Source organism: Pseudomonas putida (assembly GCF_028682455.1).
Lineage (GTDB): Bacteria > Pseudomonadota > Gammaproteobacteria > Pseudomonadales > Pseudomonadaceae > Aquipseudomonas > Aquipseudomonas putida_AA.
Window position 1 is genome coordinate 1,230,360 of sequence record NZ_JANHLD010000003.1, and the last position, 24,633, is coordinate 1,254,992.

The 24,633-nt window shown below is 59.6% G+C and carries 20 protein-coding genes, 2 tRNA genes and 3 rRNA genes; 15 read left to right on the plus strand and 10 right to left on the minus strand.

Annotated features, from left to right (window positions below):
- Nucleotides 1-26: 26 nt before the first annotated feature.
- Nucleotides 27-1,304 (plus strand): acetyl-CoA C-acetyltransferase, encoded by a 1,278-nt coding sequence (locus NPS58_RS22690; protein ID WP_274117497.1) that lies wholly within the window; start codon nucleotides 27-29, stop codon nucleotides 1,302-1,304.
- On the opposite strand, the gene NPS58_RS22695 is transcribed toward NPS58_RS22690, so the two are convergent.
- Nucleotides 1,291-2,310: a bile acid:sodium symporter family protein gene (locus NPS58_RS22695; RefSeq protein WP_274117498.1), complete on the minus strand. Its 1,020-nt coding sequence runs from the start codon at nucleotides 2,308-2,310 to the stop codon at nucleotides 1,291-1,293. The two genes, NPS58_RS22690 and NPS58_RS22695, sit on opposite strands and share 14 nt — an antisense overlap.
- An 87-nt stretch (nucleotides 2,311-2,397) precedes the next feature.
- Here NPS58_RS22695 and NPS58_RS22700 point away from each other — a divergent pair, with 87 nt between their 5' ends.
- Both NPS58_RS22700 and NPS58_RS22705 read left to right on the plus strand, forming a co-directional pair.
- Nucleotides 2,398-3,186, plus strand: coding sequence for an AraC family transcriptional regulator (locus NPS58_RS22700; protein WP_274117499.1), 789 nt, complete (start codon nucleotides 2,398-2,400; stop codon nucleotides 3,184-3,186).
- Between the two features lie 182 nt (nucleotides 3,187-3,368).
- Nucleotides 3,369-4,262 (plus strand): PA4780 family RIO1-like protein kinase, encoded by an 894-nt coding sequence (locus NPS58_RS22705; protein WP_274117500.1) that lies wholly within the window; start codon nucleotides 3,369-3,371, stop codon nucleotides 4,260-4,262.
- A 4-nt stretch (nucleotides 4,263-4,266) separates the two neighbouring features.
- Here the strand turns inward: NPS58_RS22705 and cueR are convergent, their stop codons facing one another.
- Complete coding sequence (gene cueR / locus NPS58_RS22710) at nucleotides 4,267-4,671, minus strand: Cu(I)-responsive transcriptional regulator (protein ID WP_274117501.1); 405 nt, start codon at nucleotides 4,669-4,671, stop codon at nucleotides 4,267-4,269.
- Between the two features lie 127 nt (nucleotides 4,672-4,798).
- Nucleotides 4,799-5,185, minus strand: a complete 387-nt coding sequence (locus NPS58_RS22715; RefSeq protein ID WP_274117503.1) for a hypothetical protein — start codon at nucleotides 5,183-5,185, stop codon at nucleotides 4,799-4,801.
- 147 nt (nucleotides 5,186-5,332) lie between these two features.
- On the opposite strand from NPS58_RS22715, the gene NPS58_RS22720 reads away from it, so the two are divergent.
- Nucleotides 5,333-5,530 carry a heavy-metal-associated domain-containing protein gene (locus NPS58_RS22720; RefSeq protein WP_274117504.1) on the plus strand — a complete coding sequence of 66 codons (198 nt, stop codon included), beginning with the start codon at nucleotides 5,333-5,335 and terminating at the stop codon, nucleotides 5,528-5,530.
- A 112-nt stretch (nucleotides 5,531-5,642) separates the two neighbouring features.
- The gene (locus NPS58_RS22725) at nucleotides 5,643-6,824 is read left to right on the plus strand and encodes a multidrug effflux MFS transporter (protein ID WP_274117505.1); all 1,182 of its coding nucleotides are present in this window, start codon (nucleotides 5,643-5,645) and stop codon (nucleotides 6,822-6,824) included.
- On the opposite strand, the gene NPS58_RS22730 is transcribed toward NPS58_RS22725, so the two are convergent.
- Together NPS58_RS22730 and NPS58_RS22735 are read right to left on the minus strand one after the other, a co-directional pair.
- Nucleotides 6,808-6,972: a hypothetical protein gene (locus NPS58_RS22730; protein WP_274117506.1), complete on the minus strand. Its 165-nt coding sequence runs from the start codon at nucleotides 6,970-6,972 to the stop codon at nucleotides 6,808-6,810. The genes NPS58_RS22725 and NPS58_RS22730 overlap by 17 nt on opposite strands.
- Nucleotides 6,973-7,097: 125 nt before the next feature.
- Nucleotides 7,098-8,111 (minus strand): zinc-binding alcohol dehydrogenase family protein, encoded by a 1,014-nt coding sequence (locus NPS58_RS22735; RefSeq protein ID WP_274117507.1) that lies wholly within the window; start codon nucleotides 8,109-8,111, stop codon nucleotides 7,098-7,100.
- A gap of 115 nt (nucleotides 8,112-8,226) precedes the next feature.
- Here NPS58_RS22735 and NPS58_RS22740 point away from each other — a divergent pair, with 115 nt between their 5' ends.
- Nucleotides 8,227-9,144: a LysR family transcriptional regulator gene (locus tag NPS58_RS22740; RefSeq protein ID WP_274117508.1), complete on the plus strand. Its 918-nt coding sequence runs from the start codon at nucleotides 8,227-8,229 to the stop codon at nucleotides 9,142-9,144.
- Between the two features lie 496 nt (nucleotides 9,145-9,640).
- Entirely contained in the window at nucleotides 9,641-10,357 is a 717-nt protein-coding gene (locus tag NPS58_RS22745) for an ArsR/SmtB family transcription factor (RefSeq protein WP_274117509.1), read from the plus strand.
- Nucleotides 10,358-10,374: 17 nt separating this feature from the next.
- Here NPS58_RS22745 and NPS58_RS22750 read toward each other — a convergent pair whose 3' ends face one another.
- Nucleotides 10,375-11,328, minus strand: coding sequence for an adenosine deaminase (locus NPS58_RS22750; protein ID WP_274117510.1), 954 nt, complete (start codon nucleotides 11,326-11,328; stop codon nucleotides 10,375-10,377).
- Nucleotides 11,329-11,474: 146 nt separating this feature from the next.
- Between NPS58_RS22750 and NPS58_RS22755 the strand changes: the two genes are divergently transcribed.
- On the plus strand, nucleotides 11,475-12,554 hold the full coding sequence (locus tag NPS58_RS22755; RefSeq protein WP_274117511.1) for a calcium:proton antiporter: 1,080 nt from the start codon (nucleotides 11,475-11,477) through the stop codon (nucleotides 12,552-12,554).
- Between the two features lie 4 nt (nucleotides 12,555-12,558).
- Here the strand turns inward: NPS58_RS22755 and NPS58_RS22760 are convergent, their stop codons facing one another.
- The 4 genes from NPS58_RS22760 to NPS58_RS22775 form a co-directional block, all read right to left on the minus strand.
- Nucleotides 12,559-13,245, minus strand: coding sequence for an SDR family oxidoreductase (locus NPS58_RS22760; protein ID WP_274117512.1), 687 nt, complete (start codon nucleotides 13,243-13,245; stop codon nucleotides 12,559-12,561).
- A gap of 335 nt (nucleotides 13,246-13,580) precedes the next feature.
- A complete protein-coding gene (locus NPS58_RS22765) occupies nucleotides 13,581-14,165 on the minus strand; it encodes an IMPACT family protein (protein ID WP_274117513.1) in 585 nt (194 codons plus the stop codon).
- A gap of 10 nt (nucleotides 14,166-14,175) precedes the next feature.
- Nucleotides 14,176-14,838 (minus strand): TetR/AcrR family transcriptional regulator, encoded by a 663-nt coding sequence (locus NPS58_RS22770; RefSeq protein ID WP_274117514.1) that lies wholly within the window; start codon nucleotides 14,836-14,838, stop codon nucleotides 14,176-14,178.
- Between the two features lie 62 nt (nucleotides 14,839-14,900).
- A complete protein-coding gene (locus NPS58_RS22775; protein WP_105642374.1) occupies nucleotides 14,901-15,818 on the minus strand; it encodes a LysR family transcriptional regulator in 918 nt (305 codons plus the stop codon).
- A 118-nt stretch (nucleotides 15,819-15,936) separates the two neighbouring features.
- Between NPS58_RS22775 and NPS58_RS22780 the strand changes: the two genes are divergently transcribed.
- The 7 genes from NPS58_RS22780 (at nucleotide 15,937) to rrf (ending at nucleotide 24,604) form a co-directional block, all read left to right on the plus strand.
- Nucleotides 15,937-17,283, plus strand: a complete 1,347-nt coding sequence (locus tag NPS58_RS22780) for an aspartate aminotransferase family protein (protein WP_274117515.1) — start codon at nucleotides 15,937-15,939, stop codon at nucleotides 17,281-17,283.
- Between the two features lie 71 nt (nucleotides 17,284-17,354).
- Nucleotides 17,355-18,848 carry a CoA-acylating methylmalonate-semialdehyde dehydrogenase gene (locus NPS58_RS22785; RefSeq protein WP_274117516.1) on the plus strand — a complete coding sequence of 498 codons (1,494 nt, stop codon included), beginning with the start codon at nucleotides 17,355-17,357 and terminating at the stop codon, nucleotides 18,846-18,848.
- 609 nt (nucleotides 18,849-19,457) lie between these two features.
- A 16S ribosomal RNA gene (locus NPS58_RS22790) occupies nucleotides 19,458-20,994 on the plus strand.
- 85 nt (nucleotides 20,995-21,079) lie between these two features.
- Nucleotides 21,080-21,156: transfer RNA gene (locus NPS58_RS22795), tRNA-Ile, on the plus strand.
- A gap of 10 nt (nucleotides 21,157-21,166) precedes the next feature.
- Nucleotides 21,167-21,242: transfer RNA gene (locus NPS58_RS22800), tRNA-Ala, on the plus strand.
- A 222-nt stretch (nucleotides 21,243-21,464) separates the two neighbouring features.
- Nucleotides 21,465-24,355: ribosomal RNA gene (locus tag NPS58_RS22805) — 23S ribosomal RNA — on the plus strand.
- A 133-nt stretch (nucleotides 24,356-24,488) separates the two neighbouring features.
- Nucleotides 24,489-24,604, plus strand: a 5S ribosomal RNA gene (rrf, locus tag NPS58_RS22810).
- Together the 16S, 23S and 5S rRNA genes with 2 tRNA genes alongside form the textbook arrangement of a ribosomal RNA operon.
- Nucleotides 24,605-24,633: the final 29 nt, after the last annotated feature.

The window sequence follows — 24,633 nt, forward strand, 5'->3', positions numbered from 1 at the left end:
TTTGCTGATTAAAGAGGACATTACGCATGCGCTCACTGCGCCGGGTCGCGATCATTGGCGGCAATCGAATTCCCTTCGCTCGTTCCAACGGCGCCTACGCCACGGCCAGCAACCAGGCGATGCTCACGGCAGCCCTCGAAGGGCTGATCGAGCGATATGGCCTGCATGGCCTGCAGCTGGGCGAGGTGGCCGCCGGAGCGGTGCTCAAGCATTCACGGGACATGAACCTGACCCGCGAATGCGTGCTGGGCTCGCGCCTGTCGGCGCAGACCCCGGCCTACGACCTGCAGCAGGCCTGCGGCACGGGCCTTGAAACGGCGATACAGGTGGCCAACAAGATCGCCCTGGGACAGATCGACAGCGGTATTGCCGGTGGCGTCGATACCACCTCCGATGCGCCCATTGCGGTGAATGAAGGCTTGCGGCGGATTCTGCTCCAGGCCAACCGTGGCAAGACTACGGCCGACAAGCTCAAGGCCTTGCTCAAGCTGCGCCCGGGGCACCTCAAGCCCGAGCTGCCGCGCAATGGCGAGCCACGCACGGGGCTGTCCATGGGGCAGCATTGCGAGTTGATGGCGCAGACCTGGCAGATCCCCCGACAGGATCAGGACGCCCTGGCCCTGCTCAGTCACCAGCGCATGGCAGCCGCCTATGCCGAAGGCTGGCATGACGATCTGCTCACGCCGTTCCTCGGCCTGACCCGCGACAACAACCTGCGCGCCGACCTGACCCTGGAGAAGCTCGCCAGCCTCAAGCCTGCCTTCGAGCGCAGCGAGAAAGGCACCCTGACCGCGGGCAACTCCACGCCGCTGACCGACGGCGCCTCGGTGGTATTGCTGGGCAGCGAAGACTGGGCACGCGAGCACAACCTTGAGGTGTTGGCGTACCTTGTCGATGGCAAAACCGCCGCGGTGGATTTCGTCAAAGGCCAGGAAGGGCTGCTGATGGCGCCGGCCTACGCAGTACCCCGCCTGCTGGCGCGCAATGGCCTGAGCCTGCAGGATTTTGACTACTACGAGATCCACGAAGCCTTCGCCGCCCAGGTGCTGTGCACCCTCAAGGCCTGGGAAGACCCCGACTACTGCCAGCGCAAGCTGGGCCTGAGCGAGCCGCTGGGGGCCATCGATCGCAGCAAGCTCAACGTCAAGGGCAGCTCGTTGGCGGCCGGACATCCGTTCGCCGCCACCGGAGGGCGCATCCTGGCCAACCTGGCCAAGCTACTGGCCACGGCAGGCAAGGGCCGTGGCCTGATTTCCATCTGCGCCGCCGGCGGTCAGGGCGTAACGGCGATCATCGAGCGCTGACCAGCGTCGCTGCTTCGACCGGGGCCGGGCGATTGGCATAGTGCTCGGCCATGATCGAGCAGACGATCAGCTGCAGTGGGTGGTAGATCATGATCGGCAGCAGGATCAAGCCCAGCCCCGGGTGCGCACCGAAAATCAGTGCGGCCATCGGCGCACCGGCGGCCAGGGACTTCTTGCTGGCGCAGAACACCGCCGCCACTTCGTCGGCGGGGCTCAAATGCAGGGCCCGTGCGGTGCGGGTGGTCATCCACAGGATCACGGCCAGCAGCGAGGCGCTGCCCAGCAGGGCGGTGAGCAGCACAGCGTTGCCTTGCTGGTGCCACATGCCGGACACCATCGAGTTGCAGAACGCGGCATACACCAGCAGCAGAATCACCAGCTTGTCCATCACGTTGGTGTAGCGCTTGTGCCGGGCGAAGAAGCGGCCCAGCCACGGGCGCAGCAGCTGGCCGAGCAAGAGCGGCACCAGCAGCAGTACGCAGAGGTCGAGCAGGGTAGCCCCCAGGTCGATGCCGCCGCTGCCGGTGCCTACCACCAGGCTGACCAGCCAGGGGGTGATGAAGATGCCGAGGACGCTGGACAAGCTGGCGTTGAGAATCGCCGCCGGCACATTGCCGCCTGCACTGCCCGTCAGGGCCACAGAGGACGAGATGGTCGAGGGCAGGGCGCACAGGTAGAAAAAGCCCAGCATCAAAAGCGCCGGCACCTGGTTGCCGAGCACGGTGTCTGCCAGCCACCAGATCAGCGGAAAGACCACGAAGGTAAAGCCCTGAACCATCAGGTGCAGGCGCCCGTTCTTGAGACCATGGCGGATCTGTTCGCTGGACAGGTTGATGCCGTGCAGGAAGAACACCAGGAACACGCCGATGTTGATCACGTATTCGGCATGCATCGTGCCGCCGCTGCTGCCGAACTTCGGGAACAGCCAGGCCAGGAAGGTGGCGAGGAACATGCCGCAGAGGAACCAGTCGGTCACCACGCGTTTGAGGTGCTTGAGCGCTTGCATGGGCGGGCCTTCGAATCATTTTGTAATCAATGAGGCAAGAGGCTACGCTGCGCTGAACGATGCCGTCTTGCGACATAAGGCCAAGCGATGCCGACAAACGGACAAAAACAGCACCCTCGTCCGATTCCTGCCCTGGAGCGCTTGCCCAGGCCTGTGTATGCACGGGCCGAAAGTCTGAGCGCCGGTTCCTGGACCACGCGCCACCGGCATGACTGGGTGCAGTTTTCGTACGCGATCAGCGGGGTGCTCGGCGTACGCACCGCCGAGGGCAGTTATTTTGCCCCGCCACAGTGGGGAGTGTGGATTCCGGCCGGCGTCGAGCATGAGGTAGAAACCTCGATGCGGGCCGAAATGCGCAGCCTGTATGTTCAGCGCGACGCGTGTCCCTGGGCCGCGGAGCAGTGCCGGGTACTGGAAGTCACCCCGCTTGCTCGCGAACTGATCAAGCAGTTCTGCCTGCTGCCGGTGGCCTATCCCGAGGGCGACAGCGCCGAGGCGCGGCTGGTGGGGGTATTGCTCGATCAGTTGCAGGCCCTGCCGCAAGTGGGGTTTTCTTTGCCACTGCCGCAAAACCCGCGCTTGCTGGCGCTGTGCAATCAATTGCTCGAGCACCCCGAACACGGGCAAACCCTCGGCCAGTGGGCGCAGCACCTCAATACTTCGGAAAAGACCCTGATGCGGCTGTTCCAGCGTGAAACCGGCTTGAGCTTCCGGGGCTGGCGCCAACGCATGCGACTGTTGTCGTCGCTGACGGCCCTCGAAGCGGGGCAGAGCGTCACCGACGCTGCGCTGGGTTGCGGCTATGACTCGACATCGGCCTATATCGCCGCCTTCAAGGGCCTTTTTGGCATGACCCCCGGAGGCCTGCGCCTGTGAAGGGCAACGAATTCCAAGGATTTTTGTGAACGTTTGTGCACCCGGAGTTACAAAAACAATGGCAAGTCGGACGGTTTGTCGATACAACGCAGAGCGGTCTTGATACAGCGACAATCCGGTGCAGTACCGGTGACCTACAAAAATCCATGTGTCTGGCAGAACAGGACCCCCGACAAAAGCCGATGAAGACTCCAAAACGTATTGAACCACTGGTTGAAGATGGACTGGTCGACGAAGTATTGCGACCACTGATGAGTGGCAAGGAGGCCGCTGTGTACGTGGTGCGCTGCGGTCTGGAACTGCGTTGTGCCAAGGTCTACAAAGAGGCCAACAAACGCAGCTTCCGCCAGGCCGCCGAATACCAGGAAGGGCGCAAGGTTCGCAATAGCCGCCAGGCCCGGGCCATGGCCAAGGGCTCCAAGTACGGTAAAAAAGAGGCCGAAGACGCCTGGCAGAATGCCGAGGTGGCCGCCCTGTTCCGCCTGGCCAATGCCGGTGTACGGGTACCCCGGCCCTATGACTTCCTCGACGGTGTACTGCTGATGGAGCTGGTGGCCGACGAATACGGCGATGCCGCGCCGCGGCTCAACGATGTACACCTGGAGCCGGACCAGGCGCGCGAGTACCACGCCTTTGTGATCCGCCAGATCGTGCTGATGCTCTGCACCGGCCTGGTACATGGCGACCTGTCGGAATTCAACGTGCTGTTGGGCCCGGACGGCCCGGTGATCATCGACCTGCCCCAGGCGGTGGATGCGGCAGGCAACAACCACGCCTTCAGCATGCTCGAGCGCGATGTCGGCAACATGGCGGCCTATTTCGGTCGCTTCGCCCCGGAGCTCAAGCAAACCCGCTTTGCCCGGGAAATGTGGGCCCTGTATCAGGCCGGCGAGTTGCTGCCGGAGACTGAACTGACCGGCCAGTACAAGGACGACGAGCACACTGCCGATGTCGACGGGGTCATGCGCGAGATCGACGCCGCCCGTATCGACGAAGCCCGCCGGCGTGCCGCCAGGGACGACGCCGAACGGGGTTCGAGCAAGGACGAAGAGCCCGCGCCGCCCTGGATGCAGTGATGCGTCAGTGACAGCAACTGGCGCCGGCTGCCAGGTCCTTGAGGATCGGGCAGTCGGGGCGGTCGTCGCCCTGGCAGTGGGCGACCAGCTCGCTCAAGGTATCGCGCAGGCTCACCAGTTCTTCGATACGCCGGTTCAAGTCGTCGATGTGCTGGCTGGCCAGGGCCTTGACGTCGGCACTGGCGCGCTGGCGGTCCTGCCACAGGGTCAGCAGCCGGGCCACCTCCTCCAGCGAAAACCCCAGGTCACGCGAACGCTTGATGAACGCCAGGCTGTGCAGGTCGTCCTGCGAGTACAGGCGATAGCCACTGTCGCTGCGCAGGGCCGGCTTGAGCAGGCCGATGGACTCGTAGTAGCGGATCATCTTGGCGCTCAACCCGGAACGGCGAGCAGCTTGTCCGATATTCATGAGGCATCGTCCTGTCGTGGGGTTTCGGGTTTCCAGGCCTTGAGCGGCAGAGCGTACGTGGTAGATGCAGACATTGGCACTCCTCCTTGGACGGGCCACCAGCATCAACCTTGCCATGCAGGTAAGGTCAATAGCCCAGGCCGGCTCTTATCAACGTGAGGCCATTCTGATCGACAGCAATGCGGTATTTGTTGATCTGGCCGGCTGCCAGCTTCAAGTGGGTGCTGCGCTGGTTCTCGATCCCGGGCTGGCAACCCGGCACTTGCCCAGGCAAGTAGCGCAGGCGCACGTCGAGCTCGCCTGCCGGCAGGTTGAACGAGGTCGACTGCTCCTGGAACAGCCGGCCCGCCAGTTGATCATTGATGTACACGCCGATCTCGCACGATGTCGCTACTTCGAGGCGTTCGCGCGAGATGATCAGAATGCTGTAGTCGCTCGGCCCTGCGGCGCCAGCCTGTGGAAGCAGACCGACAATACCCAACAGGCCAAAAAGGCCGAAAGCTGCCCTGCGCATGAAATGAAACTCCTGCATCGTCAATCGTCAGGCTCGCAGCTTGGCCGACACGGTGAATGATTTCCAGCCCGGCAGCGTGACGAAAGTCTTGACCTTGTCCCGATGGCAAGCTTGAAACTGCGCTCAAATCCACAGGAGGCAATCACCATGCAAGTGTTCAACGTTCAAGGAATGACCTGCGGCCATTGCGTCAAGGCCGTGACCCGTGCTGTTCAGGCCCAGGATGAAGCAGCCATTGTCGAAGTCGATCTGGCCCAGAAGCAGGTCAAGGTACAGAGCTCGCTGCAAGCCCCGCAGATTCTTGAACTGATCCGCGAAGAGGGCTATCAGGCCGAAGCGGTCTGACCCCGATGGCCCGCGCCGAGATCAAGATTCATGCGCGGGCCCAACTCTTCGCAGCGCAACCCCGGAAGGACGGTTAGACTAGCAGACTTGCTTAGCCTGCTATGGATTTCCGATGAACCTGCGAACCATCCTGATTCTGGGCGCCCTCAGTGCGTTCGGGCCCCTGGCGATCGACTTCTACTTGCCAGGCTTCCCGGCCATGGCGCTGGCGTTCGGTACCGACGAAAAACACATCCAGACCACCCTGGCAGCCTATTTTCTGGGCCTGTCGATCGGCCAGTTGGCGTATGGTCCGGTGGCCGACCGTTTCGGTCGCAGGATTCCGCTGCTGGTCGGTGTGACGCTGTTTACGTTGGCGTCCGTGGCCTGCGCCTTTGCCCCCAACCTTGATGCACTGATCGTCGCGCGCTTTGTCCAGGCCCTTGGCGGCTGCGCGGGGATGGTGTTGTCGCGGGCGATTGTCAGCGACAAATGCGATGCGGTGGCATCGGCCAAGGTGTTTTCCCAGTTGATGCTGGTGATGGGTCTGGCACCGATCCTGGCGCCGATGCTCGGCGGGGTGATGGTCAATCTGTACGGCTGGCAGTCGATCTTCCTCGCCCTGACTGTGTTCAGTGCGCTGTGCACCCTGGCGGTCGCCATGGGCCTGCCGGAGAGCCTGCCGGCCAATCAGCCGCGCCAGCCGCTTTCGGGTGCGCTGCGCCAGTATGGACGCCTGCTCAAGGACCGGATCTTCCTCGGGCATGCCCTGACCGGGGGCATCGCCATTGCCGGGATGTTTGCCTACATCGCCGGCTCACCGTTTGTCTTCATCAAGCTCTATGGCGTGCCCGCCGAGCACTACGGCTGGCTGTTCGGCAGCAACGCTGCGGGCTTCATCCTGGTGGCGCAGGTCAATGCGCGGCTGCTGGCCAAGCGCGGGCCGGCGTTCCTGCTGGCACGCACGGTGTGGGTCTACCTGGGGGCGGGGCTGTCGCTACTGGCGGTCACGGCGCTGCATCCGGCGGCGCTCTGGCCGTTGCTGATTCCGCTGTTCGTTTGTGTGGCGAGCCTGGGTTGCATCATTCCCAATGCCTCGGCCTGTGCGATGAGCGGGCAAGGCGCACGCGCCGGGAGCGCCTCGGCGTTGCTCGGTTGCATACAGTTCAGCGTTGCCGCCGGGGCGGCGGCCTTGGTGGGGGTGCTGCACGATGGCAGCGCAGTGCCGATGGCGCTGGTCATCAGCCTGTGTGGCCTGGCAGCGTGCGCAGTGGCCATGGCCACGCGTCGCTTGCAGCTCAGCCGGCCTGTTTGAGTGGGTGCGGTGCCTGCAGGCGGGCTTGCAGGGTGCTGACGAAGGCGCGGGCTTCGGCCTCGCTGCGAAAACTCACCACATGCTGGTCGAGTCGAACCTGCCACGGGCAGCCTGGTTTCTGGGCTGATGCACTGACTTGAATAATCATCGCTGCATACCTGCGGTTGGCGTTGGCTGAAGAATTGTAGCGCTGCCTGCTTGCAGGGGAATGACCTGCGTCAGTTGTCGGACTGACGGTCACGCCCACCCCGGCTCCGGGGTGGGCGTTCTGTTCTAGAAGCCTTCGAGCACGATCTTGCCCTTGGCCGCACCGCTTTCCAGCAGGGCGTGGGCGCGGCGCAGGTTGGCCGCGTTGATGGTGCCGAAATGCTCGCCCAGGGTGGTCTTGAGGGTACCGGCGTCGATCAGCTCGGCGACCCGGTTGAGCAGCTTGTGCTGTTCGATCATGTCGGCGGTTTCGAACAGCGAACGGGTGTACATGAACTCCCAGTGCAGCGACAGGCTCTTGCGCTTGAGCAGGCCGACGTCCAGTTGCTTGGGGTCGTCGATCAGGGCCAATTTACCCTGGGGCGCCAGGGCTTCGACCAGTTGAGCCAGGTGCTGGTCGGTCTGGGTCAGGCTGGCCACGTGAGTGACCTGCTCGATACCTTGCGCCTTGAGGGCCTCGGCCAGGGGCTGGCTGTGGTCGACCACACAATCGGCGCCCAATTGGCGAACCCACGCCTGGGTCTGCTCGCGGGAGGCGGAGCCGATCACGGTCAGGCCGGTCAGTTGGCTGGCCAACTGGGTGAGGATCGAGCCCACCCCTCCTGCGGCGCCGACGATCAACAAGCGTTGGCCCAGGTCGTCCTGGCCTTGCGCAACCTGCAGGCGCTCGAACAGCAACTCCCAGGCGGTGATCGCGGTCAGCGGCAGGGCGGCAGCTTCGGCAAAACTCAGGGTCCTGGGCATATGGCCGACGATGCGCTCGTCGACGACGTGCAGTTCGCTGTTGCCCCCGGCCCGGGCGATGGAACCGGCGTAGTAGACCTTGTCGCCTGGCTGGAACAGGGTGACTTCACTGCCCACCGCCTTGACCACACCGGCCACATCCCACCCCAGCACCTTGGCTGCACCCGCGTCGGGCTGTACGTTCTGGCGAACCTTGGTGTCCACTGGGTTCACCGAGATGGCGCGTACTTCTACCAGCAGGTCCCGCGGACCTGGCTCGGGGGCGGGCAGTTCGATGTCTTGCAGAGAGGCGGGGTCGGTGATGGGCAGGGAGTGGTAGTAGGCAATGGCTTTCATGACTGTCGTCCTCAGGGGGATTGGATGGACGCCATGATTGGTGCTTTCACTTCTGGTTAAAAGCCGATAAAACCACAGATACTTTCAATAATTTTTTGTTAATGGGGCCCGGGCGGTGCGACTCGATGACTTGCTGTTGTTTGTCCGTGCGGCGGAGCTGGGCAGCTTGTCGGCTGCGGCACGCTTGCTCGACCTGTCGCCTGCGGTGGCCAGCGCGGCGCTCAAGCGGCTGGAGGCACAATTGGGCGCGCGCCTGCTGGCGCGCTCCACGCGCAACCTGCGCCTGACGGCCGAGGGCGAAGGCTTTCTCGGCCATGCCCGCACCGCGCTGGCCAGCCTGGAGGAGGGGCAGCGCCTGCTGGCCCAGGGGCAGGACCAGGTGAGCGGGGTACTGCAGTTGTCTGCACCGTCGGATTTTGGTCGCAATGTGTTGTTGCCCTGGCTCGACGAGTTGCAGCGCGAGCACCCGAAGCTATCGGTTCGCCTGCTGTTGGGGGATCGCAATGCCGACCTGTTTCGCCAGGCCGCCGATGTTGCCCTGCGCTATGGCGCGCCGGAGGATTCGAGCCTGGTGGCGCTGCCGGTATGTCCCGACAACCGCCGCGTGCTCTGCGCATCCCCGGCCTACGTGGCGCGGCATGGCGAGCCGAGGGAAGTGGCGCAGCTGGCGCAGCACAACTGCCTGATGTACCAACTGGGCTCCCGGGTACACGACCATTGGCGTTTTGGTCAGGGGCCGAATGAAGTGGGCCTGACGGTTCGCGGCGATCGCTTCTGCGACGATGCAGACGTGGTTCGCCGTTGGGCCCTGGCCGGCCAGGGCATCGCCTACAAGTCATGGCTGGATGTGGCGACGGATATCCAGGAAGGGCGGTTGAAATTGCTGCTGGGGCACCTGCCGGGTGAGCCGGCGCCCTTCAACCTGATGTGCACGCATCGTGCGCAATTGGGCAAACCGGTCCAGCTGCTGCTCAATATGCTTCGGCTGCGTTGCCAGGCGCTGCTCGAGCAACGCGGGCGGCAGCATGATTGAGAGTTCGGAACTTGCTATTTAGTGTGTGGCTTGTAGTTAAGTTTGATGTAGGTTTTATCGCTCATTTTTTGTTGCCGTTTATTGAGTATGCGAAGAACAGATATACCCGGCGCGGCTCGACACAGTTTTTTCAAACTGAACAATTTGTGGCTTCGTAGATCGGCCTGTCCAAGGTTTGCAAGAACAGGCTTTGTTTGACCCCACCAGCGCCCCTAGGCTCGATAATCGCGCGCGTAAAGCGGCTTATAATCGCTGCAGCAGTCATTTCCAGCGAGAGACACTTCCATGCCAAGGGTCGGTAAGTAACGCTTCTCACTCGAATGCTGTCTGAGGCGCAATACAGGCTGCTTGTAGGCCAACCGATTGATTGCTGCGCGCGCAACCGGCGTCTGTAACTTCAACTTCCTGCTTTTCTGGCATCGGGTACCTCGCAGATAAGTGCTGCTGGCATGGTTATTCATTCGATAGCAGTCGTGATCTCTCAGGGAGTTGAGATATGAAACCTGTAACAAGTATCAGCCAGATCGCCAGCCTGCTCGCCGACCCTAAACGCAGTGCAATGCTCTGGGCCTTGATCGACGGCATGGCACGGCCTTCCGATGAGTTGGCCCACCTGGCCGGATTGACCCCTTCTTCGGCGTGCGCTCACCTGGCCCGCTTGTCGGCCAGTGGTCTGCTCAAGCTCGAACCCCGGGGGCGAAAGCGCTATTTCAGGCTGGCCGGCCCGGAAGTCGGCGCTGCAGTGGAGGCCCTGGCCAGTGTGCAGGTGATCTCGCGCGAGGCAAGCCTGGAGCAGGGCGTGACGGGTATACCGCTGTCCATGCGCAGGGCACGATTGTGCGGCGATCATCTAGGCGGGGAGCTTGCGGCAGACCTGTATCAACGGTTGTTCGATGCCGGATGGCTGGAAGGGCTTGAACATCAGATCGAGGTCACGCTGGAGGGGCGGGCACAGTTTGCCGGTTACGGCATCTTCATCGAGGCGCTGGCGCAGCATCAGCGCCGAAGTTTCAGTAGTTGCCGTTGTTGCAGCGAGTGGAGCGATCACCGCCCGCATCTTGGAGGCGCATTGGGCAGCAGCCTGCTGAAGCTGTTCATGCAATCAAGCTGGATACGCGAGAGCGAGACCTCGCGCAGGCTGCATATCACAGCGATCGGCTTGCACCAGATCAACCGGATAGCCGAACCGACGGCCCTCAAGACCGCCGGCTGAAACCTGCAGGAGCGGGTTCAGGGTTTGATCAGTCGCGCATCGAGGCTGTTCTGGGCCAGGCGTTTGGCCTGGTCCTGGGTCATCCCCAGGTGGGTATGCAGGGCATGGAAGTTTTCGGTGACGTAGCCGCCAAAATAAGCCGGGTCATCGGAATTCACCGTCACCTTCACGCCGCGTTCGAGCATGTCGAGGATGTTGTGCTGGCTCATGTGGTCGAACACGCACAGCTTGGTATTGGACAGCGGGCACACCGTCAGCGGGATTTGCTCATCGATGATGCGTTGCATCAGGCGTTCGTCTTCGATGGCGCGTACGCCATGGTCGATGCGCTGGATCTTGAGCAGGTCGATGGCTTCCCAGATGTACTCGGGCGGGCCTTCCTCACCTGCGTGGGCAACGGTCAGGAAGCCTTCGCTGCGGGCGCGGTCGAACACGCGCTGGAACTTGCTCGGCGGGTGCCCCATCTCCGAGCTGTCCAGGCCGACGGCAATGAAGGCGTCGCGAAACGGCAGGGCCTGATCGAGGGTCTTGTGCGCTTCGTCTTCGCTCAGGTGACGCAGGAAGCTCAGGATCAAGCCGCTGCTGATGCCCAGCCGCTGCTGGCCATCCTTGAGGGCGCGGCTGATGCCATTGAGTACCACCTCGAACGGGATGCCGCGGTCGGTGTGGGTCTGCGGGTCGAAGAACGGTTCGGTGTGAATCACGTTCTGAGCCTTGCAGCGTTGCAGGTAGGCCCAGGTCAGGTCGTAGAAGTCCTGCTCGGTGCGCAGTACATCGGCACCCTGGTAATAGAGGTCGAGAAACTCCTGCAGGTTGTTGAACGCATAGGCTGCGCGCAGGGCTTCGACATCGTTCCAGGGTAGGGCGATCTTGTTGCGCTCGGCCAGGGCGAACAGCAACTCGGGCTCCAGCGATCCTTCCAGGTGCAGGTGCAATTCTGCCTTGGGCAGCGCGTTCAGCCAGTCATACATAACGTCTGTGTCTCATCAGGTGCGGTTGGCGCCATTCTACAGGGTTGCCCGGCACTGGCGCACAAAGCTGACCAGACGGACCACCGCCTAAACCTTCTACAGTGACTACAGTCTCCTTGCCTCTAGCCAATGGAAGCGGCCTGCCGATGCTTGCCCTGATCAACCAGGAAAAACCCCTGTTGCTTGCGTTGCTGCTGGCCGTTGCAGCCTGGCCGCTGCAGGCACAGTTGCTGGGCCACGGCCATGCCGTGGCGCTGCTGTCGGGCCTGGTGCTGGTGGTGGCGATCATCTGCGCGTCGATGCGGGTGGCCCAGCATGCCGAGCAACTGGCCGAGAAGGTCGGCGACCCTTACGGCACGATGATTCTGACCCTGTCTGCGGTGATGGTCGAGGTGCTGGTGCTGGCCATCATGATGAGCAACCAGCCGTCACCCACCCTGGTGCGCGACACTATCTATTCGGCAGTGATGCTCGATATCAACGGGATCCTCGGGCTGGCGGCGTTGATGGGCGGGCTCAAGCATGGAGAGCAGCCATACAACGATGATTCGGCGCGTACCTACAGCGTGATGATCATGACCGCCATGGGCGTGTCGATGGTGGTACCGGAGTTCATTCCGCGCGCCGATTGGAAGCTGTATTCAGCCTTCACGATTGCCGCGATGTTGCTGTTGTATGCCTTGTTCCTGCGCATGCAGGTTGGCCCGCACAGTTACTTTTTCAGCTACAGCTATCCACAAAAGAAACGCCGCAATCCCTCGCAGGTGCCGGTGAACAAGGTCCGCTCGATCTTCATCCTGGTGGCCGGGGTGGTGATTATCGGGGTGTTGGCCGAAACCATGTCGCACCCGTTGGGATATGGGCTGGAGGGCAGCGGTGCTCCGCCCGTGCTGATGGCGATTGTGGTGGCCGCGATTTCCGCCGCGCCGGAAATTCTCACTGCCCTGCGCGCGGCGTTGGCCAATCGCATGCAGTCGGTGGTCAATATCGCCCTGGGTGCTTCGCTGTCCACGGTGATATTGACCGTTCCGTTGATGGAAGCCATGGCGCTCTACACTGGCCAGCCCTTCCAGATGGCGATGACGCCGGTCCAGACCGTGATGATTTTCATCACCCTGATCGTCAGTGCAATCAACCTCAACGATGGCGAAACCAACGCCATCGAGGGGATGACTCACTTCGTCCTGTTCGCCACCTTCATCATGCTGGCGGTGCTTGGCCTGTGAGGGCCTACCAGATCAGCGTTTCCCCTTTGTAATTAATGAACGCCAGGCCGCCTTTGCCAGCCTGGGCCTTGACCTGTTCGAGCATCCCGCGGGTGCTGGTGGCTACATCGATGTCGGCGCCGTCGCCGCCCATGTCGGTTTTTACCCAGCCCGGGTGCATCGCCAGGACGGTTAGGCTGGTCTCGCCCAGTTGCACGACGAAGCTGTTGATCATCGAGTTCAGGGCCGCCTTGCTGGCCTTGTACAGGGCCATTTCCGGGGCGTCGGGAATGGTGATGCTGCCCAGTACCGAGCTCATGAAGGCGATTACGCCGCCTGCCGGATTGATCTGGGGGGCGAAGCGCTGGGCCACGCGAATCGGCGCCACGCTGTTGGTCATGAACAAGTCGCCGACATCGGCCAGTTGCGCGTTTTCAGGGTTTTGATCATCCGGGCCTTTGACCCCGGCGTTGACGAACAGCAGGTCGAAGGTCTGGCCGGCGAGCTGCTGTTGCAGGGCATCGAGTTGCTCGGTGCTGTTCATTTCCAGGGTCTGCACCTTGACCCCGGCCACCGCCGCCAGCGCCGGTGCTTTTGCCGGATCGCGAACCGTCGCAACGACATCCCAGCCGTCTTCGCGCAAGCGTTGCACCAGTCCAAGCCCGAGGCCGCGTGAGGCGCCGATGATCAGGGCGGTTTTGTTCGAGGGCATGGGGAACTCCTTTCAGTGGGTCAGCAATTGATCAAAGAATAACCAGTCTAGCCAAGCCGTGGCCGGATGGGGCGCTGGCACAGGGGTGCACGGCTTATCCACAGTTTGCTCCACAGTTATTGTGAGCAAGCGCTGGCGGTGGATATAAACGCCGGCAGGCTCCTTTCCAAGGGCTATAAATGGGGATAACTAACTGATTTTCAGGCGGTTCGGACGCTGTCATCAAATCTTGATCAAAATATGATCGTTTGCCTGGAGACCACGGATTTAAAGGCGTGCAAGCAAATGCCCAGAGCTTATCCACAGCCGGGCCCACAGTGAATGTGGGCAATTGATCAGTGTCTTTCGAGCAGGATCCGGCCCCGGCTCAGGTCGGCCAACTGGCGTTGCAGCGCTTCGATATGTTCTTCACCCAGCGCCAGGCGCAGATCGACGCCATTGGCGGTGAAATCTTCCTCCAGCACCAGGCCGTCGGCTTCGGCGACTCGCAGTTTGAGCAGGGCCAGTTCGCTGAAGCTGCAGCTGCAACTGACTTCGGTGCGGCTGACCAGCAAGCGCTTTTCTGCCTGCTGCAAGCACTTGTTGGCGCCGCCGCCATAGGCGCGGGCCAGCCCACCGGTACCCAGCTGAATACCGCCGTACCAGCGAATCACCAGCACCACGACCTGATCGCAGTCCTGCGCCTCGATGGCGGCCAGGATCGGCCGTCCGGCGGTACCGCCCGGCTCGCCGTCGTCACTGCTGCGGTATTGCGCGCCGATCTTCCAGGCCCAGCAGTTGTGGGTGGCCGCCAGGTCGCTGTGCCGCTCAATGAAGTCCATGGCCTCGGCGGGGCTGTTGATCGGCGCCGCCAGGGTGATGAAGCGGCTCTTGCGAATTTCTTCGCGAAATTCGCACGTTTCGAGCAGGGTAAAAGGCATAAACGCAGGTTCAGTCGGGAAGTTTCAGGCCGCAGCCCTTGAGGATGATGTGGATAAGGTTGTTGCTGGCATCTTCCATGTCCTGCTTGGTCAGGCGGCTACGGCCGGTGACCTGGCAGATCTGGGTCGCGAAGTCGGCGTAGTGCTGGGTGCTGCCCCACAGCAGGAAAATCAGGTGCACGGGGTCGACCGGGTCCATCTTGCCGGCGTCGATCCAGGCCTGGAACACTGCGGCACGGCCCTTGAACCAGTCGCGGTAGTCCTGGCTGAAGTAGTCGCTCAGGCACTGGCCGCCGCTGATCACCTCCATGGCGAAGATCCGCGAGGCCTGCGGGTTGCGCCGCGAGAACTCCATTTTGGTACGGATGTAGCTGCTCAAGGCCTGGGCCGGATCGTCCTCGACGCTCAAGGCGTTGAAGGTGCTGTCCCACAACTCGATGATGTTGCTCAGCACTGCCACGTACAAGCCAAGCTTGTTGGTGAAGTAGTAGTGCAGGTTGGCTTTGGGCAGGCCGGCCTTGAGGGCGATGGTGTTCATGCTGGTGCCCTTGAAGCCGTGTCGGGCGAACTCGTCCTCGGCGGCCTGGATAATGGCTTGCTCGTTCTTCTGACGGATGCGGCCGGCGGGCTTGCCCGGGGCGTTGAGGCGATGCGCAGGGACTTCGAGTGACATGGACGGTTCCAGACAAGGCAAGGGGTATCACTTGTGACTGGCTAACCTACCAGCATTAGCGCTCAGCGAGTAGCCGCCAGGGCCTCCAGAAAACTCTCCAGCACCAGGTGCGGGCGCCGGCCCTTGCGCGTAACCCAGCACAGGCTCAGGTCGTAAAAGCGCTGCGCAGGCTTCAGGGCGCGCAATCGGCCCTGTTGCACCCAGAAGCTGGCGTAGTGATCGGGCAGGTAGCCGATGTAGCGGCCGGTCAGGATCAAAAACGCCATGCCTTCGCGGTCCGAGGCGCTGGCGGTGCAGTTCAGGGCCTGATAATGCGCCTGGACATCGGCCGGCAGGCGGAAGGTCGGGGCGATGGCGTCCTGGGTGTTGAGGCGTTCGTCGTCCAACTGGCGGTCGTCGGCGTAGAACAACGGATGGCCGACCGCGCAGTAAAGCAGCGAACGTTCGCTGTACAGGGGTTGGTATTCCAGGCCCGACAGTGGGCTGGTCTGCGGCACCACGCCAACGTGCAGGCTACCGTCGAGTACACCTTGCTCGACCTGGCTTGGGGCGATCATGCGGATCTGGATGCGCACATCCGGGCCACGGTCCTTGAGCTGGGCCAGGGCGTGGGTGATGCGCATGTGCGGAAGGGTCACCAGGTTGTCGGTCAAGCCGATGTTCAACTCGCCACGCAGGTGTTGGTGCAGGCCGTTGACCTCGGTGCGAAAGCTCTCGATGGCGCTGAGCAGTTGCAAGGCCGAGTGGTATACCTCGCGACCTTCCTCGGTCAGCGAGAACCCGGCCCGCCCGCGCTGGCAAAGGCGCAAGCCCAGGCGTTGCTCCAGGTCGCTCATCTGCTGGCTGATGGCCGAACGACCGATACCCAGGACGTTTTCCGCCGCCGAGAAGCCGCCACACTCCACCACGCTGCGGTAGATCTTCAGAAGGCGGATGTCAAAATCGCTGACTTGGGCCAGGGGATCGGGACGACGGCTCATAGTTTAGTGATCGCCTATCTGAAGATTAGAAAAGTTGAGTTTTCCAGACTTTATCTCCGTGACAACGTAAGCACAACAACAACGGTTGCTGCCCCATAGCCATGCGAGGACTTGTCCGATGAATCTGCCTGAAAACGCTCCTGTCGGTCTGGCCAGCCAGCTCAAGCTGGACGCCCACTGGATGCCCTATACCGCCAACCGCAATTTTCAGCGCGATCCACGGCTGATTGTCGCCGCCGAAGGCAGTTACCTGACCGACGATAAAGGTCGCAAGATCTATGACGCGCTGTCTGGCCTGTGGACATGCGGCGCCGGCCACACCCGCAAGCAGATTCAGGAAGCGGTATCGCGTCAGCTGGGCGTGCTCGACTATTCGCCAGCCTTCCAGTTCGGTCACCCGCTGTCGTTCCAGCTGGCCGAGAAGATCACCGACCTGACGCCAGGCAACCTCAATCACGTCTTCTATACCAACTCCGGTTCCGAGTGCGCCGACACCGCGGTGAAGATGGTGCGTGCCTACTGGCGCCTGAAGGGCCAGGCCACCAAGACCAAGCTGATCGGCCGTGCCCGTGGCTACCACGGTGTGAACATCGCCGGCACCAGCCTGGGTGGCGTCAACGGCAACCGCAAACTGTTCGGCCAACTGCTCGACGTCGACCATATTCCACACACCCTGTTGGCCAGCAATGCGTTCACCAAGGGCATGCCGGAAGAGGGTGGTATCGCCCTGGCCGATGAAATGCTCAAGCTGATCGAGCTGCATGACGCCTCGAACATTGCCGCGCTGATCGTTGAGCCGCTGGCAGGTTCGGCGGGTGTACTGCCACCACCGAAGGGCTACCTGAAGCGCCTGCGCGAAATTTGCGACCAGCACAACATCCTGCTGATCTTCGACGAGGTGATCACCGGTTTCGGCCGTATGGGCGCGATGTTCGGTGCTGACGCTTTCGGCGTGACCCCGGACCTGATGTGCATCGCCAAGCAGGTCACAAACGGCGCCATCCCGATGGGCGCGGTGATTGCCAGCAGCGAGATCTACCAGACCTTCATGAACCAGCCGACGCCTGAGTACGCGGTGGAGTTCCCGCACGGCTACACCTACTCGGCTCACCCGGTTGCCTGTGCTGCCGGTATCGCCGCACTGGATCTGCTGGAGAAGGAAAACCTGGTGCAGGCCGCCGCCGAACTGTCGCCGCATTTCGAGAAAGTGCTGCACGGGGTCAAGGGTGCCAAGCACATCATCGACATTCGTAACTACGGCCTGGCGGGTGCCATCCAGATTGCCCCCCGTGACGGCGATGCCATCGTGCGTCCGTACGAGATCGCCATGAAACTGTGGCAAGCCGGCTTCTACGTGCGCTTTGGTGGCGACACCCTGCAGTTCGGCCCGACCTTCAACAGCCAGCCGCAGGAACTGGACCGCCTGTTCGACGCGGTCGGTGAAGCCATCAACCAGGTCGCTTGATTCCTACCTATATATAAGAAGCGGACGCGAGGGTTTTCGCGTCCGTGCACAACCTCTTACTGGAGTTCTGCATGAGCACTGTTCAACACCTGATCAACGGCGAGCTGATCGCTGCCGATACGCGCACCGCCGATGTCTTCAACCCGTCCACCGGGCAGGCTATCCACAAGGTCGCCCTGGCCAGCAAGCAAACTGTGCAACAGGCCATCGACTCGGCCAAGGCCGCTTTCCCGGCCTGGCGCAATACGCCACCGGCCAAGCGTGCCCAGGTGATGTTCCGCTTCAAGCAACTTCTGGAGCAGAACGAGGCGCGTATCTCCCAGCTGATCAGCGAAGAGCACGGCAAGACCCTCGAAGACGCTGCCGGTGAACTCAAGCGCGGTATCGAGAACGTCGAATTCGCCTGCGCCGCTCCAGAAGTGCTCAAGGGCGAGTACAGCCGTAACGTCGGCCCGAACATCGATGCGTGGTCCGACTTCCAGCCGTTGGGCGTGGTTGCCGGTATCACCCCGTTCAACTTCCCGGCCATGGTGCCGCTGTGGATGTACCCACTGGCCATTGCCTGCGGTAACTGCTTCATCCTCAAGCCATCGGAGCGTGACCCGAGCTCTACCCTGTTGATCGCCCAACTGCTGCATGAAGCCGGCCTGCCCAAGGGCGTGCTGAACGTGGTGCACGGTGACAAGGAAGCCGTGGACGCGCTGATCGAGGCGCCAGAGGTGAAAGCGTTGAGCTTCGTGGGCTCGACCCCGATTGCCGAGTACATCTATGCCGAAGGTACCAAGCGCGGCAAGCGCGTCCAGGCTCTGGGCGGCGCCAAGAACCATGCGGTGCTGATGCCGGATGCCGACCTGGACAACGCTGTGAGCGCATTGATGGGCGCGGCCTATGGTTCGTGCGGCGAGCGTTGCATGGCTATTTCGGTTGCCGTATGCGTGGGTGACCAGGTGGCCGATGCGATGATTGCCAAGATCGAACCTCAGATCAAGGCGCTGAAAATCGGTGCCGGCACCTCGTGCGGCCTGGACATGGGCCCACTGGTTACCGCTGCTGCCCGTGACAAGGTAGTGGGTTATATCGATGACGGCGTTGCTGCCGGTGCGAAACTGGTGGTGGACGGGCGTGGCTACCGCGTTGCCGGTAACGAGGATGGCTACTTTGTCGGTGGCACCCTGTTCGACCGCGTGACGCCGGAAATGCGCATCTATAAAGAAGAGATCTTCGGGCCGGTACTGTGCGTTGTTCGGGTCAACAGCCTGGAAGAGGCCATGCAACTGATCAACGATCATGAATACGGCAACGGCACCTGCATCTTCACCCGTGATGGTGAAGCCGCGCGCCTGTTCTGTGACGAGATCGAAGTGGGCATGGTTGGCGTCAACGTGCCGCTGCCAGTACCGGTTGCATACCACAGCTTCGGTGGTTGGAAGCGTTCGCTGTTCGGTGACCTGCATGCCTATGGCCCGGATGGCGTGCGTTTCTACACCCGTCGCAAGGCAATCACCCAGCGCTGGCCGCAACGTGCCAGCCATGAAGCCTCGCAGTTCGCTTTCCCGAGTCTGTGAAGGGCGATAGCGGCAAGCTGTAAGTTGTAAGAGGGGGCGCGTAGCGCCCCCTCCTTTTTGCAGATGGAGCTTGCTTCTTATAGCTAGAACGCTGCTTTTGAAACAAAGTTGAAATAAGTCCTTGACGCGCCGTTTTATCTCTCTATAATTCGCCCCACTTCCGGCGTAGTCGGAACCGAAAACTCCTTGAGTTTCAAAGAGTTAGCGGTTTCAGGTGGTGCTGGAGGGGCTTCGATCGAAAGATCGGCAGCGGTGAAAAAGGTGGTTGACAGCGAATTGAAACGCTGTAGAATTCGCCTCCCGCTGACGAGAGATCGCAGCGAGTTAAGCGGTTGAAGTTGAAAGGCTTTTTGCTAAAAACTTCAAAATAAACGCTTGACACACTCTGAGGAAAGCGTAGAATGCGCGCCTCGGTTGAAGCGAAAGACTTCAGCCAACGCTCTTTAACAATCGAATCAAGCAATTCGTGTGGGTGCTTGTGAGCTCAGACTGATAGTCAAAAAGATTATCAGCATCACAAGTGACTACACGAGAAGTCGAAAGACTTCGAATAAGTCATTTGAGATTGCTGAGCCAAGTTTAGGGTTTTCTCAAAACCCAAGCAGTATTGAACTGAAGAGTTTGATCATGGCTCAGATTGAACGCTGGCGGCAGGCCTAACACATGCAAGTCGAGCGGATGACGGGAGCTTGCTCCTTGATTCAGCGGCGGACGGGTGAGTAATACCTAGGAATCTGCCTGGTAGTGGGGGACAACGTTTCGAAAGGAACGCTAATACCGCATACGTCCTACGGGAGAAAGCAGGGGACCTTCGGGCCTTGCGCTATCAGATGAGCCTAGGTCGGATTAGCTAGTTGGTGAGGTAATGGCTCACCAAGGCGACGATCCGTAACTGGTCTGAGAGGATGATCAGTCACACTGGAACTGAGACACGGTCCAGACTCCTACGGGAGGCAGCAGTGGGGAATATTGGACAATGGGCGAAAGCCTGATCCAGCCATGCCGCGTGTGTGAAGAAGGTCTTCGGATTGTAAAGCACTTTAAGTTGGGAGGAAGGGCATTAACCTAATACGTTAGTGTTTTGACGTTACCGACAGAATAAGCACCGGCTAACTCTGTGCCAGCAGCCGCGGTAATACAGAGGGTGCAAGCGTTAATCGGAATTACTGGGCGTAAAGCGCGCGTAGGTGGTTCGTTAAGTTGGATGTGAAATCCCCGGGCTCAACCTGGGAACTGCATCCAAAACTGGCGAGCTAGAGTAGGGCAGAGGGTGGTGGAATTTCCTGTGTAGCGGTGAAATGCGTAGATATAGGAAGGAACACCAGTGGCGAAGGCGACCACCTGGGCTCATACTGACACTGAGGTGCGAAAGCGTGGGGAGCAAACAGGATTAGATACCCTGGTAGTCCACGCCGTAAACGATGTCAACTAGCCGTTGGAATCCTTGAGATTTTAGTGGCGCAGCTAACGCATTAAGTTGACCGCCTGGGGAGTACGGCCGCAAGGTTAAAACTCAAATGAATTGACGGGGGCCCGCACAAGCGGTGGAGCATGTGGTTTAATTCGAAGCAACGCGAAGAACCTTACCAGGCCTTGACATGCAGAGAACTTTCCAGAGATGGATTGGTGCCTTCGGGAACTCTGACACAGGTGCTGCATGGCTGTCGTCAGCTCGTGTCGTGAGATGTTGGGTTAAGTCCCGTAACGAGCGCAACCCTTGTCCTTAGTTACCAGCACGTTATGGTGGGCACTCTAAGGAGACTGCCGGTGACAAACCGGAGGAAGGTGGGGATGACGTCAAGTCATCATGGCCCTTACGGCCTGGGCTACACACGTGCTACAATGGTCGGTACAGAGGGTTGCCAAGCCGCGAGGTGGAGCTAATCTCACAAAACCGATCGTAGTCCGGATCGCAGTCTGCAACTCGACTGCGTGAAGTCGGAATCGCTAGTAATCGCGAATCAGAATGTCGCGGTGAATACGTTCCCGGGCCTTGTACACACCGCCCGTCACACCATGGGAGTGGGTTGCACCAGAAGTAGCTAGTCTAACCTTCGGGAGGACGGTTACCACGGTGTGATTCATGACTGGGGTGAAGTCGTAACAAGGTAGCCGTAGGGGAACCTGCGGCTGGATCACCTCCTTAATCGACAGACATCAGCTGTCTTATAAGCTCCCACACGAATTGCTTGATTCATTGAAGAAGACGATATCGGTAACAGCTCTTAACTGGGTCTGTAGCTCAGTTGGTTAGAGCGCACCCCTGATAAGGGTGAGGTCGGCAGTTCGAATCTGCCCAGACCCACCAGTTTCTTGTTGGGGCCATAGCTCAGCTGGGAGAGCGCCTGCCTTGCACGCAGGAGGTCAGCGGTTCGATCCCGCTTGGCTCCACCACCCCTTGCTACCGTGTCAAAGCTTAGAAATGAATATTCGCGTCGAATATTGATTTCTGAACTTTTTCAGAATCGTTCTTTAAAAATTTGGGTATGTGATAGAAAGATAGACTGGACAACACTTTCACTGGTGATTGTTCAGGCTAAGGTAAAATTTGTGAGTTTTCATGAATTTTCGGCGAATGTCGTCTTCACAGTATAACCAGATTGCTTGGGGTTATATGGTCAAGTGAAGAAGCGCATACGGTGGATGCCTTGGCAGTCAGAGGCGATGAAAGACGTGGTAGCCTGCGATAAGCTTCGGGGAGTCGGCAAACAGACTTTGATCCGGAGATCTCTGAATGGGGGAACCCACTCAGCATAAGCTGAGTATCTTGTACTGAATACATAGGTGCAAGAGGCGAACCAGGGGAACTGAAACATCTAAGTACCCTGAGGAAAAGAAATCAACCGAGATTCCCTTAGTAGTGGCGAGCGAACGGGGACTAGCCCTTAAGTGGCTTTGAGATTAGCGGAACGCTCTGGAAAGTGCGGCCATAGTGGGTGATAGCCCTGTACGCGAAAATCTCTTAGTCATGAAATCGAGTAGGACGGAGCACGAGAAACTTTGTCTGAATATGGGGGGACCATCCTCCAAGGCTAAATACTACTGACTGACCGATAGTGAACCAGTACCGTGAGGGAAAGGCGAAAAGAACCCCGGAGAGGGGAGTGAAATAGAACCTGAAACCGTATGCGTACAAGCAGTGGGAGCCTACTTTGTTAGGTGACTGCGTACCTTTTGTATAATGGGTCAGCGACTTATATTCAGTGGCGAGCTTAACCGAATAGGGGAGGCGTAGCGAAAGCGAGTCTTAATAGGGCGCTTAGTCGCTGGGTATAGACCCGAAACCGGGCGATCTATCCATGGGCAGGTTGAAGGTTAGGTAACACTGACTGGAGGACCGAACCGACTACCGTTGAAAAGTTAGCGGATGACCTGTGGATCGGAGTGAAAGGCTAATCAAGCTCGGAGATAGCTGGTTCTCCTCGAAAGCTATTTAGGTAGCGCCTCATGTATCACTGTAGGGGGTAGAGCACTGTTTCGGCTAGGGGGTCATCCCGACTTACCAAACCGATGCAAACTCCGAATACCTACAAGTGCCGAGCATGGGAGACACACGGCGGGTGCTAACGTCCGTCGTGAAAAGGGAAACAACCCAGACCGTCAGCTAAGGTCCCAAAGTCATGGTTAAGTGGGAAACGATGTGGGAAGGCTTAGACAGCTAGGAGGTTGGCTTAGAAGCAGCCACCCTTTAAAGAAAGCGTAATAGCTCACTAGTCGAGTCGGCCTGCGCGGAAGATGTAACGGGGCTCAAACCATGCACCGAAGCTACGGGTATCACTTAGGTGATGCGGTAGAGGAGCGTTCTGTAAGCCTGTGAAGGTGAGTTGAGAAGCTTGCTGGAGGTATCAGAAGTGCGAATGCTGACATGAGTAACGACAATGGGAGTGAAAAACTCCCACGCCGAAAGACCAAGGTTTCCTGCGCAACGTTAATCGACGCAGGGTTAGTCGGTCCCTAAGGCGAGGCTGAAAAGCGTAGTCGATGGAAAACAGGTTAATATTCCTGTACTTCTAGTTATTGCGATGGAGGGACGGAGAAGGCTAGGCCAGCTTGGCGTTGGTTGTCCAAGTTTAAGGTGGTAGGCTGAGATCTTAGGTAAATCCGGGATCTTAAGGCCGAGAGCTGATGACGAGTTGCCATTAGGCGACGAAGTGGTTGATGCCATGCTTCCAAGAAAAGCTTCTAAGCTTCAGATAACTAGGAACCGTACCCCAAACCGACACAGGTGGTTGGGTAGAGAATACCAAGGCGCTTGAGAGAACTCGGGTGAAGGAACTAGGCAAAATGGCACCGTAACTTCGGGAGAAGGTGCGCCGGTGAGGGTGAAGGACTTGCTCCGTAAGCTCATGCCGGTCGAAGATACCAGGCCGCTGCGACTGTTTATTAAAAACACAGCACTCTGCAAACACGAAAGTGGACGTATAGGGTGTGACGCCTGCCCGGTGCCGGAAGGTTAATTGATGGGGTTAGCTAACGCGAAGCTCTTGATCGAAGCCCCGGTAAACGGCGGCCGTAACTATAACGGTCCTAAGGTAGCGAAATTCCTTGTCGGGTAAGTTCCGACCTGCACGAATGGCGTAACGATGGCGGCGCTGTCTCCACCCGAGACTCAGTGAAATTGAAATCGCTGTGAAGATGCAGTGTATCCGCGGCTAGACGGAAAGACCCCGTGAACCTTTACTATAGCTTTGCACTGGACTTTGAATTTGCTTGTGTAGGATAGGTGGGAGGCTTTGAAGCGTGGACGCCAGTTCGCGTGGAGCCATCCTTGAAATACCACCCTGGCAACTTTGAGGTTCTAACTCAGGTCCGTTATCCGGATCGAGGACAGTGTATGGTGGGTAGTTTGACTGGGGCGGTCTCCTCCTAAAGAGTAACGGAGGAGTACGAAGGTGCGCTCAGACCGGTCGGAAATCGGTCGTAGAGTATAAAGGCAAAAGCGCGCTTGACTGCGAGACAGACACGTCGAGCAGGTACGAAAGTAGGTCTTAGTGATCCGGTGGTTCTGTATGGAAGGGCCATCGCTCAACGGATAAAAGGTACTCCGGGGATAACAGGCTGATACCGCCCAAGAGTTCATATCGACGGCGGTGTTTGGCACCTCGATGTCGGCTCATCACATCCTGGGGCTGAAGCCGGTCCCAAGGGTATGGCTGTTCGCCATTTAAAGTGGTACGCGAGCTGGGTTTAGAACGTCGTGAGACAGTTCGGTCCCTATCTGCCGTGGACGTTTGAGATTTGAGAGGGGCTGCTCCTAGTACGAGAGGACCGGAGTGGACGAACCTCTGGTGTTCCGGTTGTCACGCCAGTGGCATTGCCGGGTAGCTATGTTCGGAAGAGATAACCGCTGAAAGCATCTAAGCGGGAAACTTGCCTCAAGATGAGATCTCACTGGAGCCTTGAGCTCCCTGAAGGGCCGTCGAAGACTACGACGTTGATAGGTTGGGTGTGTAAGCGCTGTGAGGCGTTGAGCTAACCAATACTAATTGCCCGTGAGGCTTGACCATATAACACCCAAGCAATCTGCAGCGCAGATTGTGGTGGTGAAGACGCATTGAACCGAAAGTTCAAAAAAACCACAGATTGTCACATACCCGATTCGCTGGAGTGTCTGCACAAGACCTTCTGGCAACAGAATTTCTTGACGACCATAGAGCATTGGAACCACCTGATCCCATCCCGAACTCAGCAGTGAAACGATGCATCGCCGATGGTAGTGTGGGGTTTCCCCATGTGAGAGTAGGTCATCGTCAAGATTAAATTCCGAAACCCCTATCTGCGTAGG

Excerpts from the sequence above, each read along its gene's own strand:
- NPS58_RS22690 (WP_274117497.1), top strand. The coding sequence starts at position 27 with ATGCGCTCACTGCGCCGGGTCGCGATCATTGGCGGCAATCGAATTCCC.
- NPS58_RS22695 (WP_274117498.1), bottom strand. The coding sequence starts at position 2,310 with ATGCAAGCGCTCAAGCACCTCAAACGCGTGGTGACCGACTGGTTCCTC.
- NPS58_RS22700 (WP_274117499.1), top strand. The coding sequence starts at position 2,398 with ATGCCGACAAACGGACAAAAACAGCACCCTCGTCCGATTCCTGCCCTG.
- NPS58_RS22705 (WP_274117500.1), top strand. The coding sequence starts at position 3,369 with ATGAAGACTCCAAAACGTATTGAACCACTGGTTGAAGATGGACTGGTC.
- cueR (WP_274117501.1), bottom strand. The coding sequence starts at position 4,671 with ATGAATATCGGACAAGCTGCTCGCCGTTCCGGGTTGAGCGCCAAGATG.
- NPS58_RS22715 (WP_274117503.1), bottom strand. The coding sequence starts at position 5,185 with ATGCGCAGGGCAGCTTTCGGCCTTTTTGGCCTGTTGGGTATTGTCGGT.
- NPS58_RS22720 (WP_274117504.1), top strand. The coding sequence starts at position 5,333 with ATGCAAGTGTTCAACGTTCAAGGAATGACCTGCGGCCATTGCGTCAAG.
- NPS58_RS22725 (WP_274117505.1), top strand. The coding sequence starts at position 5,643 with ATGAACCTGCGAACCATCCTGATTCTGGGCGCCCTCAGTGCGTTCGGG.
- NPS58_RS22730 (WP_274117506.1), bottom strand. The coding sequence starts at position 6,972 with ATGATTATTCAAGTCAGTGCATCAGCCCAGAAACCAGGCTGCCCGTGG.
- NPS58_RS22735 (WP_274117507.1), bottom strand. The coding sequence starts at position 8,111 with ATGAAAGCCATTGCCTACTACCACTCCCTGCCCATCACCGACCCCGCC.
- NPS58_RS22745 (WP_274117509.1), top strand. The coding sequence starts at position 9,641 with ATGAAACCTGTAACAAGTATCAGCCAGATCGCCAGCCTGCTCGCCGAC.
- NPS58_RS22750 (WP_274117510.1), bottom strand. The coding sequence starts at position 11,328 with ATGTATGACTGGCTGAACGCGCTGCCCAAGGCAGAATTGCACCTGCAC.
- NPS58_RS22755 (WP_274117511.1), top strand. The coding sequence starts at position 11,475 with ATGCTTGCCCTGATCAACCAGGAAAAACCCCTGTTGCTTGCGTTGCTG.
- NPS58_RS22760 (WP_274117512.1), bottom strand. The coding sequence starts at position 13,245 with ATGCCCTCGAACAAAACCGCCCTGATCATCGGCGCCTCACGCGGCCTC.
- NPS58_RS22765 (WP_274117513.1), bottom strand. The coding sequence starts at position 14,165 with ATGCCTTTTACCCTGCTCGAAACGTGCGAATTTCGCGAAGAAATTCGC.
- NPS58_RS22770 (WP_274117514.1), bottom strand. The coding sequence starts at position 14,838 with ATGTCACTCGAAGTCCCTGCGCATCGCCTCAACGCCCCGGGCAAGCCC.
- NPS58_RS22775 (WP_105642374.1), bottom strand. The coding sequence starts at position 15,818 with ATGAGCCGTCGTCCCGATCCCCTGGCCCAAGTCAGCGATTTTGACATC.
- NPS58_RS22780 (WP_274117515.1), top strand. The coding sequence starts at position 15,937 with ATGAATCTGCCTGAAAACGCTCCTGTCGGTCTGGCCAGCCAGCTCAAG.
- NPS58_RS22785 (WP_274117516.1), top strand. The coding sequence starts at position 17,355 with ATGAGCACTGTTCAACACCTGATCAACGGCGAGCTGATCGCTGCCGAT.